This window comes from Halalkalibacterium halodurans (assembly GCF_004376175.1).
GTDB lineage: Bacteria > Bacillota > Bacilli > Bacillales > Bacillaceae_D > Halalkalibacterium > Halalkalibacterium halodurans.
Map to the genome: position 1 here is coordinate 92091 of NZ_SNUY01000002.1, position 13275 is coordinate 105365.

The window sequence follows — 13275 nt, forward strand, 5'->3', positions numbered from 1 at the left end:
TTTACTTATTTTATTCGCAATTCTGATTCTGGATCGAAGAAATGGCATTTGTTCATATCGAGAGCGAGTTCTACTTTATCACCGCTTTGAATGTCAGAGCGGGAGTCCACACGGGCGATAATTTCTTGATCGCTCAATTGAGAATAAAGAACTGTTTCTGCACCTGTTAACTCGGCTACTTCAATATGAGCGGTAATTTTTGAGCCAGGTGATGATTCAATGAATAAAAGCTCATCATGGATATCTTCAGGACGGATACCGAGAATGAGTTCCTTACCTTCATAGCCATGCTCGCGCAATACGGCTAATTTACCTTCTGGAACTTCGATTGAAACATTTCCAATTTTAAGTTGTGAACCTTCCAAACGACCGTTTAAGAAATTCATAGATGGTGAGCCGATGAAGCCACCGACAAATACGTTCTCAGGGAAGTCATACACTTCTTTTGGCGAACCAACTTGTTGAATGACACCGTCTTTCATAATCACGATTCGCGTCGCCATCGTCATTGCTTCGGTCTGATCGTGGGTTACGTAAATGGTCGTGGTTTGCAGGCGTTGGTGAAGCTTTGTAATTTCAGCACGCATTTGCACACGAAGCTTTGCATCAAGGTTTGATAACGGTTCATCCATAAGGAAAACTTGAGGGTCACGAACAATTGCCCGACCGAGGGCCACACGTTGACGCTGACCACCAGACATCGCTTTAGGTTTACGATCAAGCATCTCCTCTAGACCTAGAATCTTTGCTGCATTTTTAACCCGTTTATCAATTTCGTCCTTTTTAAATTTCCGTAGCTTCAAGCCGAATGCCATGTTATCATACACATTCATATGTGGGTAAAGGGCATAGTTTTGGAATACCATCGCAATGTCACGATCTTTTGGCGCCACATCGTTCATCCGTTTTCCTCCGATGAGAAGGTCGCCTTTCGAAATATCTTCTAGACCGGCAATCATACGTAGGGTTGTGGATTTTCCGCAACCGGATGGACCGACAAACACAATGAACTCTTTGTCCTTAATGTCCAGGTTAAAGTCTGTAACCGCTTGAACGTCTCCATCATAAATTTTGTACACGTTTTTTAACTGAATTTCCGCCATGTCGTCCCCTCCTGAACTGATTTCTGTTTTTATTGTAGCGCTTACAAAAAAATCAGAAAATGGACAACATGCACAAAGATTCTTTTCTCCTTTGTGCATGTTTATGAAAGCGTTTTATTTCAAGGGATTACTGTCCACCGTCGTAAAGTAATAGTGCCAAGTAGACGACAGAGGCCTGAGAGAATTGTCGAATGTCAATCCCTGTTTTTTCAATAAACTTGTCGACCCTGTATTGCAAGCTGTTGCGGTGCAAATGAAGGGATCGGGCTGCAGATGTGATGTTTAAATTATGTTTGAAGTAACAGGTGATGCTTTGCAATAATTCGTGATCTTGCCTGACGTCCTCTGGAAGAAGATGATCGATTAAGTCTCGTTTCGTATTAGTTGTTGCCTCAGAGAAGAGCAGATGGGGGATTGCTTCCACACCATACCAGATCTCTTGTTTCGACTTGCGCTCGACCGCTGTTTGAAACGCATGCTGTTCAAAGCGAAACAATGCAGGAGTGGCCTCGGTTTGGTGAGGCAAACCGACTAATAAGAATACATTAAAATAAAAATCAGATGAAAGGGCTTCGGTAAAGCCTTCAAGTGCTAACGGATCGTCGATCGAATGATTAAATAGTAGGACAATGCCTGTTTTTTCTGATTGCCATAAAAGAATAAAAGAATCATGCCCTATGCTTGTCCAAGCCTCTTGAAAAGCTTCGTATTGATCAACAGGTTGATCGAGCTGAAAATGGATCAATTGTAGCTGGCCTTTTGCAGGAGGGGCACCTTGCCCTTTAAAAATCCATGCCGCCCACTGCTCCTCTTCTACCGTTTTTGGCTGTGGTGCTAGGGAATAAGGCTCTAGCAGCATGTTCAACAACACTCGTTCCCGTGATGTGATGAGGTTGCGCTTAATCCCGATCACGTCATGGTTTTCCGTACGAAACCAATCAATGTCTTCATGAGATTTCTCCTCTTGATCGAATGTAACGATGGCATCTTGAAAATGACGTTTCAATTGCTCGAGGTTCATAACCGACTCCTTACCATTCCATTATGCTCTTTTTATTATAGCAGATGTGAAAGGAAGAGCACCGCTTCAGTGAACGAGTCGAAGACTTTTGTTTTCGGAAATGACATTGCTGCTTTTCTACGTATAAAAAACAACCATGAGCAAACAATCACGGTTGTTTTCAAAAGGGTTAGTTTTTTTCTTTCTCGTGGTGGGGTGGTTCCTCTTTTTCTAACGAACGTGCTTCTTCAATGGTACCCGCATGTGTGTCATTCACCGTACCACCGCCAAGACCTTCGTTGATCATTCGGTCCACATCCATAAAAAATTCATCGCGTCCCTCAAACTCGGACGATGGTCGCTTTTCCTTAGCCATGTTGCATCCCTCCTACCTTTAACATGGTACGAGAGGTGAGAAAATATGCACGTCCTAGTGCTCTTCGTAGATGTGATAAAGCATAAGGTCGTGAATTTTTGGTTCAAGAGTCTGTTTTAAGGCATCTGAAGGCGCGGGCGTTCCCCAGTGAATGGCTCCTTCTTTATCATAAATGCCATGGTAGTACGTCCCTTGTGTAAAAAAAGAAAAAGACCACTCGCGGCGCAGCAAATTATTGCGCAGCTCTTTCCACTGAAAATGAGAAATCATCGCTAGCCTCCTGATCGTAAGCGGTTTCTTCTACTATACCATAGCAACCACTTTTCTGTGGACAGCTAAGCCTCTTTTTCCGTTGAACCGGTGGCTATTTTTTCACCGCCTTCAAACCAATACATAGTTTCACAATCCCCGCGATCTTCATACGTATAACAGACGAACCCAGAATCAAGGGCCCAACGAATTTCTCGTTTGGCATCGGCAGGGAACGCGAAATAGCACGTGTGCAAATCACTGAGCAACGATTTTAGCAAGCTCGGCGCAACGTTTGTACGAATAAAACGAGGTTCAACTTGCAGAGAGGCATGCGCTTTTCCTAGCGACTCCACTGCAACAACGGCAATGATTTTTCCTCGCCAGGCAGCGAGGTGAATCGCTGTGTCATTGCTAAGGAATGAGTGTTTCGTAAGCTTTAGAAACCAAGGATAATAAGCTGTATGGTTTTGCTTATCAATTCGACGAACGAAGCGAAGTAACGGTTTTAAATAAATAATTAAATTATCTGAGGTCATTTTGATGATATTCATCATATCCTCCTTTGCCGTCATGAAAGCCACTCCATTCAAAAAAGATAGCGGTTAAGGCTTGAATGATGTTTCGTTGGATGGACGGTTCATCAAATGTCATTGGTTTTGCGTTTACTTCAAACAGCCAAAGCCCACCGTCCTGATCTTCACCAATGTCCAACGAACATTCCCCGTGAGGCCCGTACGCACGTTCTAACGCCATCGCCGCTTTTTTTCCAATCCTCTTAACGACTTGCTCATCAGGGGGGGCAGGGAGCTGATCAATGGAAAGAATCGACCCTCCTTGAGGAACATGGGTTGTTATGGACCCTGCCTTTCCAAGTCGGACACCGATACCCGTCATATGCCAACGGTGCCTGAGTTTATGCATATGGATGCGATAGTCGTACGGTTTGTCTTGATACGTACGAAGGCGGATCGCTTGTTGCAAAATGAGTTGGTCCGTATACGGAAGGAGTAAATCCGTGAGCTTAGGGAACGTTATGTGTAGTTGCTTTCGATTTGTAGTCATTAAATACTGCTTTTCATCGATCGCTTCAAGTGTGAAGACCCCTTTCCCTTGACTCTTGTTTGTCGGTTTCAAATAGATCCGCTTGTAGTTTCCTAGCATATCCAATAGGTTGGACGGACCCGAAAAAAGACGTGTGGCGGGAAGGAAAGAGCGGAGAAAAGGATCTCGGCTTAAGATTTCAAACATGGACCATTTATTAAAAAAATGAGGATTGAAATAAGGAATTTTTCTTGTTCGAATTTGTTTTAATAGGCGGATGGTTTGTCGTTTATTTTCCTCAGTACGAGATGGGATTTTGTTGTAGATCATGTTTGGATATGGAAAGGTAGCGCGTATCCATTGATCGCTGCCTTCTTTTAAACAATAGCCTTCAATCTCTGACTCCTTCACATCTTCGGGGGTAAAAACGACCAGGCAGCCTCCACGCTTTGCAACTTCTTTTGCCAGCTTGGAAAACAATGGCTTGTTGCCAGAAAAGTGATGGCTTTTGTGTGCGCTCGTTAACAGCCCAATGAGCGGACCGATCCTATCTCCATAAGAGGAGAGAGTAATCTGGGGGCCATTGTCTGATTTGGCCCGGGCAACAGGTTGCTTGTTATGGCCCCATGACATGGTGCGATGGGCATTAAGAGTTCCCCACCGCTTTTCTTCCCCGTTGTATACAAGCTGAATCATGCTTGGATCACGCGAAGCTGCTCGAGACGGGTGTGCTTAGCTAAAAACGTCCCGTAATGGAAAGGAAGGCGCAACGTTTCCCGCTCTTCCTTCTGAAGGTTTGGGTGACGGAAGATCGCACGCCCTGGTTTAGAGTTCGCTTCTAATAGCCAGACACGGCCCGATTCATCAAGGCCTAGGTCGAAGCCGATTTCGCCAATGAACCCGTCGAGTGATTCATCGATCGCTAGAGAAAGCTGAAGAGCTGCTTTTTTTAATCGTTTGACGGACTCATGTTTCTCTGGTAGCCAATCGAGAATTTCTTGAACCGTTCGAATTTCACCGCCTGTTTTTAGATGGGTTGTAATACTTCCTTCTCCCGCAATCTTAGCCGCTATAGCAGTAATGATCCATGTACCCCGCTTGTTTTTATTCGTATGAATACGAAAGTCAATCGGATGATCGTTGAGGGTGAAAAGTTTAATTCCTTGCTGGGCGATCATCTGTTGTAACGATTGAGGAAATTGATTGGCGACACACCTTTTTAGTGATGAATAACGTCGTAGACGATTGCCGCCATTTTCATGAAAACGACAGTAAACATAAGGGTCATTGTCAGGACGAATGATTTGATGAATCCCTGCACCAAAGCTTCCTTCGACCGGTTTCAAGTAAACGTGTTTGTAGTCGTCCAGCATTCTTTCCAATTCTTCCAAAGAGGGGTTCAGCAAGCTTTCTGGAATGTAGACATTGATCTGACGATGGTTCTTTAGTTTCGTATAAAGGTCCCATTTGTTGAAAAAGTCCACGTTAAACCAAGGAATTTGTTGTTCGTCTTCTAAAAAGTGTCTTACTTCTTGAACGTCTTGGAGTGCGGCGACTTTTCGAGCAGGGATGCGATCATAAACAGCATTAGGCCACGGAAATGTTTCCTGCCGCCATTTTCCGTCTGTAAACGTCAATCCTTCAATGGTCTTAGCGCCTTTATTAACGTGATGATTGCCGAATAAAAAAGCAAAAACGCCTTCTTCCTCTGCTGCCGATAGGAGGTTTGCAAAATAGGAGGAACGAGAGCCAAGCGGATGATAGGTCGACGAATGGAAGCCGGCTGTAAATATGCCAATGAGTGGAGCAAGGCAGAGCGTGCGCAGTTGCTGTGAGCATGAAACATGCTGCTCATATGGAAGGCGGAGCCGATCCCACAAGTCGGCAGATAGTAAAAGCTCTTCCTTATGATCAGGGTGAGGAGCTACTTGAATCGTGCAGGTCTGTTGACCAAACGATACTTCATTCGGGAACCGTTTAGTATCTACCCACCTTTTAAATAGCGACGAGGCGGCAAATAATGTCCCTTTTGAGGTCACGTGTTTTTTTAGAGGAAAAAGTAGTTTGCTCACATTAATCAGTCTCCTTTAACAGATGGTTCTTTACCGTCCATTCATAAAAGTAGGCGAGCAGCTTTTTCGTCGATGGACGCACACCTACAGTTAACAACCTGTGCTGTTTAGAAGGTTTCGTGTTCGCTTCAATAATCCAAATGTGATCATTCACATCAATGGCCATATCAAGGCCAAGTTCGATCAATTGTCCGCTTGTTTCTAATGTAGCGGCAGCGTCTTTTGCCACCTGCTTCATTTTTGTCCATTGACTAGAGGCATGAGATTGATCGTACCAAGAAGAAAGGACGTCCTGCACCGTTCGAAACGTACCTCCTTGGGCAATGTTTGTGAGAAAATGGCCTGCATTTGATTGTCTAGCAACGGCAGAGACAACCTTCCAACGCCCATTCGCAGTCTTGATTAACAGAAGGCGAAAGTCAACAACAGATTCGTTTTCCCTCATTAAGGAGATTCCTTGCTGCAACATGTAGTTCTGTTTATTTTTAAAGAAAAATACACGGAGGAAGTGTTCAACTGTTCGAAAGTGAATGACCTGCTCAGTATGACGGTGTACAATGAGTCTCTCCTCATCGAAGGAAAGCTTAAAAATCCCTTTGCCCTCTTTGCCATCTTTCGGTTTCAAAAAGGCATTTTTCCCCTCAGCGAGCAGTTGTAAGAGCGTTGCTTCATCCCATGTAGGCCATGAGGGAGGAACATGCTCACGTACCGATGGCGCATCAGCTAACAGTGTATGAACCTCCCCTTTGTCAAGAAAGCGCTCGTTCCAAATCGGAATGTGGTGGCTATGAAAACTAGCCATCATTCCTTGAACCAACGCGCTTTTTTCGAGGCGCCGAGAGCCAATACGGTTATAGACAACATGGGGGAGAGGAACGAAAGTATCGATCCATTCGCTGTTATAGTACGTTGTAGCATTCGCTTTTTCCATCGACCATTCAGACGGATGTATGACATAGGTCAAGCACCCTTGTTTGTTGCTATACGCGATAAACTCTTCTAAAAAGGCGGTTAAAGAGTGGCCTTCGGTTCGGGTATGGTCGCTTAAAATTGCGAAGATTGGTCCAAACCATAGCTGGTTCAATTTAGGTAAAAAAGCGATACGCCATTTTAATGATGGTTTAAAGTAAGGGCACTGCTGAACGAGGCATTCATTTGCGAAAGCATGATCGTCATGTTCGTCATGAATCACGAGCGTTACGGAATGTTTCTCCATACCGATAAGCAGTTCATACTTTTCTCCACTTTCGAGCCCCCAAAGACGACAAAGGCGGCGAGGTAAGGAGATAGCAGGCACTTCGTGTAAAAGGATAGAGGACGGTTTTACGACGATAGGATAAAGGATCATTGGCAGCTCTCCCCACCTACGTGTTGCATTTTGATTCAATCTGTACAAAAATAGAGAGGAAATTCAAAGGCAAATGCCTATAGATGTAAAGTATACTATGAGATAGGCGCCTAATTGGTGCAACAAAGGAGTGAGAGAAACGATTGAACACTGTGTGGTTGATTTTATTTATGATCGTGATCGGAGCAGTAATCGGTGGAGTGACGAACTCACTTGCAATCAAAATGCTGTTTCGTCCTTACTCGGAAAAACGGATCGGTCGCTTTCGCCTCCCATTCACCCCAGGCCTTATCCCGAAACGACACGATGAGCTAGCGACTCAATTAGGAAGGATGGTCGTCAGCTATTTAGTGACGTCAGAAGGAATCGGAAAAAAGCTAACCGAAGCTTCCTTTACCGATAGCGTGACAGAATGGGCGAAGCGGGAAAGTCGTAAGTTCCTATCATCTGATCAATCGCTGTCTTCTATTTTGCACCAAAACTTTCAAGTGGAGGATAGTGAGAAGCTTGTTTTACAACAAGTGGAACGTTGGCTAGAAACTAGCTACGATAGGTGGTTTCGCGAGGCAAACAGTCGGACCATCGGGATGGCGCTGCCTGAAGTGATCGTAGAAAAGGTAGAAAGGAATCTTCCAGCTATTCGCAGAATGTTGCTCACGAAGGCGAGGGATTACGTCGCTAGTGAACAAGGAAAAGCGCAACTTTCGGTCATGATTGATCGATTTCTTGAAACCCATGGAACGCTAGGCAACATGGTTTCGATGTTTTTTAGCAATGAGCGACTTGTAGACAAGCTTCACCCAGAACTGTTGAAATTTTTAAATGATCAAGAAACAGAAAAATGGCTACAAAAACTTTTGGATAACGAGTGGGAGCGCTTGAAGGAAAAGCCATTAGCCGATATCCAGCAATATGTTGAAAAAGAAGCAGTGGTCCGCATCGGACGGCAAGCCCTCCAAACGCAAGTACCTGTAATCCAATGGCTCGGAAAGCCGCTTCATGCTTGGACAGGTCCCTATGAAGAAAAGGTGGCGGAAGAGTGGGTTCCGAAGCTTGTTCACGTGACGATTCAATTGCTCGTCTCCCAACTGGATCATATGTTAGAGCGACTTCACTTAGAGGAAATTGTCCGCGAGCAAGTAAGTGCCTTTTCGGTCGAGCGTCTGGAAGAGCTCGTTCTTTCCATCTCACGGAAAGAGTTTAAGATGATTACATATTTAGGGGCGCTTCTTGGCGGTGGGATCGGTTTAGTTCAAAGTCTCATCATTCTGTTGATCAAGTAATGCTCGACAAAATTTAAAAAAATTGACTGGAATAGATGAATTCTAATCTCATACATGTTATAGTCGTGAAGACTATGGTTTTAGGAGGCTCACGAATTTATGTCAAATGTTTATGATAAGGCACAGGAGTTAAAACAAGCGCTTGCGGAAAGCGAAGAGTTTAAGGCTCTTAAAAGTCTTCACACTCAGATTGATCAGGACGATATTGCGAAGCGGTTATTGGAAAATTTCCGTCAGCTTCAATTGGACTTGCAACAAAAGCAAATGCAAGGTGTTCAAATTACCGAGGAAGAAGCACAAAAGGCGCAGCAGCAATTTGAACTCGTTCAACAACATGAGCTTATTTCAAAGCTAATGGAAGAAGAGCAACGACTAAGTGTGGTCATCGGAGATTTAAATCGGATTATCACAGAGCCTCTAGAGGAAATTTACGGGAACCCGAACGAATAAGGTCAAGCCTCGCATATTGCGAGGCTTTTTACTATGAGTAAAGGTGGTAGCTGGGGGCAAAGCGCCAAACACGAAGCGACTTCAAGTGCATCCTTCTGTAAGTCAGCATAGGTCTGAAGGCTACACTGATCCTTTTATCTTCATGCTTCGGTCCAGTCACTACTTTTTTAAGCAGGCACTTTCTAACTAAAAAGAGTATATACAGTAAAAAAGGTTGTCATCGAGGGAAGTTTCCCGTTACAATTTAAATCGTAATGATAGCGATTATAAAGGATTTGTTACGTTACATACAATCACTCAATGGTGAAGGAGTATATGATTTGTGGATAAAAAGAAACATTCATTAAAGACGCCCGTCATGACGCATCGGGCTTTTCTTGCTTTGGCCATTCCGCTCATCTTTTCTGCGATGACGACACCACTCATTGGTGCTGTTGACACGGCCATTGTCGGACATCTACAAGATCCTGCTCTGATCGGTGGAGTTGCGGTCGGTGCACTCATTTTTAATACGATGTATTGGTTGTTCGGTTTTTTGCGAGTAAGTACATCTGGTTTTTCAGCGCAAGCGCTCGGGAGGAAAAAAGAAGATGACATCATGCTGGCGTTTGTTCGGCCTTTTCTTCTCGCGATGTTTGTCGGGCTGTCATTTATTTTGCTACAACACCCGATAAAAAGTGCCTCGCTATTGATCATCTCTCCGCCCGAACATGTCGGGCTGTTTGCTGAGCAGTATGTGGCGATTCGCATTTGGGGTGCCCCATTCGCCCTCATCTCCTATGTCGTGATTGGTTGGCTGATGGGTATTGGTCGGATCCGCGGAGCAGTCACTATTCAGATCGGTACTAATTTGCTAAATGTTGCCTTGATTTTCTCTTTGTTTATTGGATGCAGTGGGGAATCGGGGGTGTCGCAGCTGCAAGTTTGATTGCGGAAGTGACAGGGGCTGTCGCCGGGTGTCTATTTGTTTTACGGTGTTATTCATTTTCTGTGTTTTCTTCATTAACGCAAGTGCTCGATAAACGGCCAATTCTCCATATGCTGACCGTTAATCGTGATTTGTTTATTCGCACGATCTGTCTTCTTACTGTGTTAACGACCTTTACGTCGATAGGCGCAAGGTTTGGAGAGGTGTCGCTTGCTGCGAACGCAATTTTGCTGCAGCTTCACTATTTAATGGCATATATGTTTGACGGTGTCGCGAATGCCGCTAGTATTGTCGTGGGGCGTTCGGTCGGTGCACGAGATCGAGCGCTGTTCGAACGTGTCGTTCGTCTAGACATAGTCTGGTCCAGTGTCATTTGCTTATGGCTCGTTTGTACATTAGGGCTAATGAAGGAGCCCATCATTGCTCTTTTTACGAGCATTCCGGCTGTTCAAGCGGAAACTCTTCAGCTGTTTGGTTGGATTATGCTGTTTCCAATTGCTGGGTTTTGGGGGTTGCAGCTTCATGGGATGTTTTCAGGGGCAACCGTGGCCCGTCCGATTCGGCAATCGATGATCATCGCTATGCTCGTTTTCCTTATAAGCTGCTGGTTGTTTGTCCCATTATGGGGAAACAACGGGCTTTGGCTGTCGTTTATCGTCTTTACGATCGCCCGTTCTATGACATTACACCTGTCGTACCCTGCTTTGCAACGGTTGTTCCACGATAAGGAACGGTCCATTGGAGCATGAGGAGGCACTGATTTCGACAGAACCAGTCAGAAATGAATAGTATGCGGTTCTCTCTGTGCTAGTTCTATTTTTATAGAGTGGATCATAGGGTAAAGGTATAAGCCATGAACAGGTAGGAGTCCTTTAAGGGGGAATCAGCATGACATACCGATTACTTGCCCTGACGATTGACAATGCTGTCCTTCGGTCGAACGGCAAAATTAGCCGACAAACGAAAGATGCGATCGATTATGTGAAGAGCAAAGGGGTATATGTAACCATAGCAACGGAACGTCCATTTCCGGCGGCAAAAAAAGTGGCCAAATCGTTAAAGCTCGATGGATACTTGATTTCAAACAATGGGGCGTTCGTAGCGGAGGCGAGCGACCAGCCGTTATTTGCCCGGAGAATCCAACAAGAAAAAGCGATCCATTTAGTCGAGTTATTGGAGCAATTTAATTGCCACATTCGTGTATTTCATGAATCGTATGCCGTGGGTAATCGTATGAATCAGAAAAACCATCTGATTGCAAAGATGACTGTTGGCATTGGAGATCCTTTGTTCTATCCGGTTCATTTCGTTGATACGGTAAGTGATCAGCTTCTGAAAGATCCATTTGCTCCGTTGAAAGTGCAAGCTGAATTTACAGATGACTTGGAAAAAGAGCGAGCATTGCGAGAGTTGAAGGCAGCAATCCCATCGATTACCATATCGTCAGGAGAAGAAGGGCGAATCGATATTGTGAACTATAGTGTGAGCAAAGGGAGAGCTCTGCTTCGACTTGCCCAGCATCTTGGCATCGGTCCAGAAGAAACAGTGGCTATTGGGGCTTCAAAGGCGGATGTGGAGATGGTGAGCCAAGTTGGCTTAGGAGTCGCAATGGGCAATGGAACAAAGGAAGTAAAAGAAGCGGCCCATTGGGTGACGCGCACCCACGATCAAAATGGCGTATCTTATATGGTGCGAGAAGTATTTCGCAAACAGTTACGCGTTCAATTATAAAGTGAAACTTAAACGGTTGAACAGTTCCCCCTTAAGAAAGACTTAAGGGGGGCATTGTTGTGAGAAGATATGTAAAATCACAGTTGATATTCTGTTTCTAGTTGGGTACACTTAGTTTGATTTTGAAAAGGATAGACATGAGGAGTTAGTGACAATGAACGTTTCCATACACGGGCTTGATCGCCATTATGAACAGCAAATCACTCATTTAGCACAATTATTTATCGAAGAACCAGAGATTTTATGGGGAGAGCAAGAAGCTGATCTTCATGTTTCCTTCGAGCTTTTATCCAATCTAAAAGCACGTGCTTGTCTGAGACATGCGAGCTTAGAACAACCGCTCACGACCTTATTTTCATATCCCGAGTGGTCGATGTTTGATCGGGCGGATGAACAAAAGCTTATGAAGCGAGTCTTAAATTTTTTGTTTGTTGATGTGATGGAGCAATGGTCTGGGTTGAAGCAGCCGTGGGGCGTGTTAACAGGCGTAAGGCCGACAAAGCTTATGCACCAAATGCGCAGAGCTGGCTTAAACCGTGAACAGATAAGAAAAGAGCTGAAAGATCTTTATCGAGTCTCAGAAGAAAAAGTCGGTTTACTGGAACGGATTGTTGAGCGTCAGCTTGCCGTTCTTCCAGACTTGGACGAGCTCGATCGGGGTGTGAGTGTTTACATTGGTATTCCGTTTTGTCCGACGAAATGCGCTTACTGCACGTTCCCTGCTTACGCAATTAACGGGAAAAATGGCTCTGTAGAGGCTTTTTTAGCCGGCCTTCATTATGAAATCGAAGCAACGGGCAAGTGGTTAACAGACCATCAAATACCCGTTACGACGGTTTATTTTGGCGGAGGGACGCCAACGAGCATTACGGCTGAGCAAATGGATGCTCTTTATGAAACGTTATATGATTCGTTCCCTGCAATGAATCAAGTACGCGAATTGACCGTTGAAGCGGGGCGACCTGATACGATTACCCCTGAAAAAATTGAAGTGTTGAAAAAGTGGAACGTTGATCGGATTAGCATCAATCCCCAATCGTTTGAAAATGAAACCTTGCAAGCGATCGGTCGTCACCATTCGGTGGAAGAGACGATAGAAAAATACAAAATGGCTCGCGATTTAGGGATGGAGAATATTAACATGGATTTAATTATCGGGCTACCTGGAGAAGGGCCAAAGGAGATGGCTCGCTCTCTAGAAGAGACGAAGAAGCTTATGCCTGAATCGTTGACGGTTCACACGCTTTCCTTTAAGCGAGCGTCCACAATGACGAAAAACCGTGATAAATACAAGGTAGCAACTCGGGATGAAATTGCCGAGATGATGGCGATGACGAGTAGCTGGACCGAAGACCATGAATATGCCCCCTACTATTTGTATCGGCAGAAAAACATTTTAGGGAATTTAGAAAATGTCGGGTATGCCTTGCCTGAAAAAGAAAGCCTCTACAACATCGTCATTATGGAAGAAGTTCAAACCATTATCGGTCTTGGATGCGGGGCGACGAGTAAATGGGTAGAACCGGGGACAGGGAACATCTCGAGACATGCAAACCCGAAAGACCCACGAACCTATAACGAACGGTTTAAACAGTATACAGAAGAAAAGCTTGATAAGCTAAATGAGTTATTTCAATATGCAACTAAATAGATACGGATAAAATGAATCACCTTAAGGCATAAGCAAAGCC

The 13275-nt window shown here is 44.6% G+C and carries 14 protein-coding genes; 6 read left to right on the top strand and 8 right to left on the bottom strand.

All coding sequences use genetic code 11. From position 1 onward, the window contains the following. Nucleotides 1–5 precede the first annotated feature (5 nt). The 8 genes from E2L07_RS01160 to E2L07_RS01195 all read right to left on the bottom strand — a co-directional run bounded on the left by E2L07_RS01160 (nucleotide 6) and on the right by E2L07_RS01195 (nucleotide 7192). Complete coding sequence (locus tag E2L07_RS01160) at nucleotides 6–1103, bottom strand: ABC transporter ATP-binding protein (protein ID WP_010897310.1); 1098 nt, start codon at nucleotides 1101–1103, stop codon at nucleotides 6–8. Between the two features lie 127 nt (nucleotides 1104–1230). After that, nucleotides 1231–2124, bottom strand: a complete 894-nt coding sequence (locus tag E2L07_RS01165) for a PucR family transcriptional regulator (RefSeq protein WP_134228607.1) — start codon at nucleotides 2122–2124, stop codon at nucleotides 1231–1233. Nucleotides 2125–2293: 169 nt separating this feature from the next. Beyond that, nucleotides 2294–2479 (bottom strand): hypothetical protein, encoded by a 186-nt coding sequence (locus E2L07_RS01170; RefSeq protein WP_134228608.1) that lies wholly within the window; start codon nucleotides 2477–2479, stop codon nucleotides 2294–2296. A gap of 54 nt (nucleotides 2480–2533) precedes the next feature. Continuing rightward, nucleotides 2534–2749 carry a YheE family protein gene (locus tag E2L07_RS01175; RefSeq protein WP_010897313.1) on the bottom strand — a complete coding sequence of 72 codons (216 nt, stop codon included), beginning with the start codon at nucleotides 2747–2749 and terminating at the stop codon, nucleotides 2534–2536. Nucleotides 2750–2814: 65 nt separating this feature from the next. After that, nucleotides 2815–3282 carry a hypothetical protein gene (locus E2L07_RS01180; protein WP_134228609.1) on the bottom strand — a complete coding sequence of 156 codons (468 nt, stop codon included), beginning with the start codon at nucleotides 3280–3282 and terminating at the stop codon, nucleotides 2815–2817. Then, a complete protein-coding gene (locus tag E2L07_RS01185; RefSeq protein WP_134228610.1) occupies nucleotides 3254–4468 on the bottom strand; it encodes a YheC/YheD family endospore coat-associated protein in 1215 nt (404 codons plus the stop codon). Before E2L07_RS01185 ends, E2L07_RS01180 begins: the two co-directional genes overlap by 29 nt. Next, a complete protein-coding gene (locus E2L07_RS01190) occupies nucleotides 4465–5844 on the bottom strand; it encodes a YheC/YheD family endospore coat-associated protein (protein ID WP_134228611.1) in 1380 nt (459 codons plus the stop codon). The genes E2L07_RS01185 and E2L07_RS01190 overlap by 4 nt, the downstream gene beginning before the upstream one ends. A 1-nt stretch (nucleotide 5845) precedes the next feature. Then, nucleotides 5846–7192, bottom strand: a complete 1347-nt coding sequence (locus E2L07_RS01195) for a YheC/YheD family endospore coat-associated protein (RefSeq protein WP_134228612.1) — start codon at nucleotides 7190–7192, stop codon at nucleotides 5846–5848. Nucleotides 7193–7344: 152 nt separating this feature from the next. On the opposite strand from E2L07_RS01195, the gene E2L07_RS01200 reads away from it, so the two are divergent. The 6 genes from E2L07_RS01200 (at nucleotide 7345) to E2L07_RS01220 (ending at nucleotide 13235) form a co-directional block, all read left to right on the top strand. Next, nucleotides 7345–8475 carry a DUF445 domain-containing protein gene (locus tag E2L07_RS01200; protein ID WP_243854879.1) on the top strand — a complete coding sequence of 377 codons (1131 nt, stop codon included), beginning with the start codon at nucleotides 7345–7347 and terminating at the stop codon, nucleotides 8473–8475. A 99-nt stretch (nucleotides 8476–8574) separates the two neighbouring features. Further along, nucleotides 8575–8925 carry a YlbF/YmcA family competence regulator gene (locus tag E2L07_RS01205; protein ID WP_010897319.1) on the top strand — a complete coding sequence of 117 codons (351 nt, stop codon included), beginning with the start codon at nucleotides 8575–8577 and terminating at the stop codon, nucleotides 8923–8925. A gap of 322 nt (nucleotides 8926–9247) precedes the next feature. Continuing rightward, on the top strand, nucleotides 9248–9853 hold the full coding sequence (locus tag E2L07_RS21605) for an MATE family efflux transporter (RefSeq protein WP_338121446.1): 606 nt from the start codon (nucleotides 9248–9250) through the stop codon (nucleotides 9851–9853). Further along, complete coding sequence (locus E2L07_RS21610) at nucleotides 9814–10602, top strand: MATE family efflux transporter (protein WP_338121447.1); 789 nt, start codon at nucleotides 9814–9816, stop codon at nucleotides 10600–10602. Before E2L07_RS21605 ends, E2L07_RS21610 begins: the two co-directional genes overlap by 40 nt. A gap of 139 nt (nucleotides 10603–10741) precedes the next feature. Further along, nucleotides 10742–11584, top strand: a complete 843-nt coding sequence (locus E2L07_RS01215; RefSeq protein ID WP_010897321.1) for a Cof-type HAD-IIB family hydrolase — start codon at nucleotides 10742–10744, stop codon at nucleotides 11582–11584. Between the two features lie 154 nt (nucleotides 11585–11738). Beyond that, nucleotides 11739–13235, top strand: coding sequence for a coproporphyrinogen III oxidase (locus E2L07_RS01220; protein ID WP_134228613.1), 1497 nt, complete (start codon nucleotides 11739–11741; stop codon nucleotides 13233–13235). Nucleotides 13236–13275 lie beyond the last annotated feature (40 nt).

Excerpts from the sequence above, each read along its gene's own strand:
- E2L07_RS01220 (WP_134228613.1), top strand. The coding sequence starts at position 11,739 with ATGAACGTTTCCATACACGGGCTTGATCGCCATTATGAACAGCAAATC.
- E2L07_RS01185 (WP_134228610.1), bottom strand. The coding sequence starts at position 4,468 with ATGATTCAGCTTGTATACAACGGGGAAGAAAAGCGGTGGGGAACTCTT.
- E2L07_RS01160 (WP_010897310.1), bottom strand. The coding sequence starts at position 1,103 with ATGGCGGAAATTCAGTTAAAAAACGTGTACAAAATTTATGATGGAGAC.
- E2L07_RS01180 (WP_134228609.1), bottom strand. The coding sequence starts at position 3,282 with ATGAATATCATCAAAATGACCTCAGATAATTTAATTATTTATTTAAAA.
- E2L07_RS01195 (WP_134228612.1), bottom strand. The coding sequence starts at position 7,192 with ATGATCCTTTATCCTATCGTCGTAAAACCGTCCTCTATCCTTTTACAC.
- E2L07_RS01215 (WP_010897321.1), top strand. The coding sequence starts at position 10,742 with ATGACATACCGATTACTTGCCCTGACGATTGACAATGCTGTCCTTCGG.
- E2L07_RS21610 (WP_338121447.1), top strand. The coding sequence starts at position 9,814 with ATGCAGTGGGGAATCGGGGGTGTCGCAGCTGCAAGTTTGATTGCGGAA.
- E2L07_RS01175 (WP_010897313.1), bottom strand. The coding sequence starts at position 2,749 with ATGATTTCTCATTTTCAGTGGAAAGAGCTGCGCAATAATTTGCTGCGC.
- E2L07_RS01205 (WP_010897319.1), top strand. The coding sequence starts at position 8,575 with ATGTCAAATGTTTATGATAAGGCACAGGAGTTAAAACAAGCGCTTGCG.
- E2L07_RS01170 (WP_134228608.1), bottom strand. The coding sequence starts at position 2,479 with ATGGCTAAGGAAAAGCGACCATCGTCCGAGTTTGAGGGACGCGATGAA.
- E2L07_RS01165 (WP_134228607.1), bottom strand. The coding sequence starts at position 2,124 with ATGAACCTCGAGCAATTGAAACGTCATTTTCAAGATGCCATCGTTACA.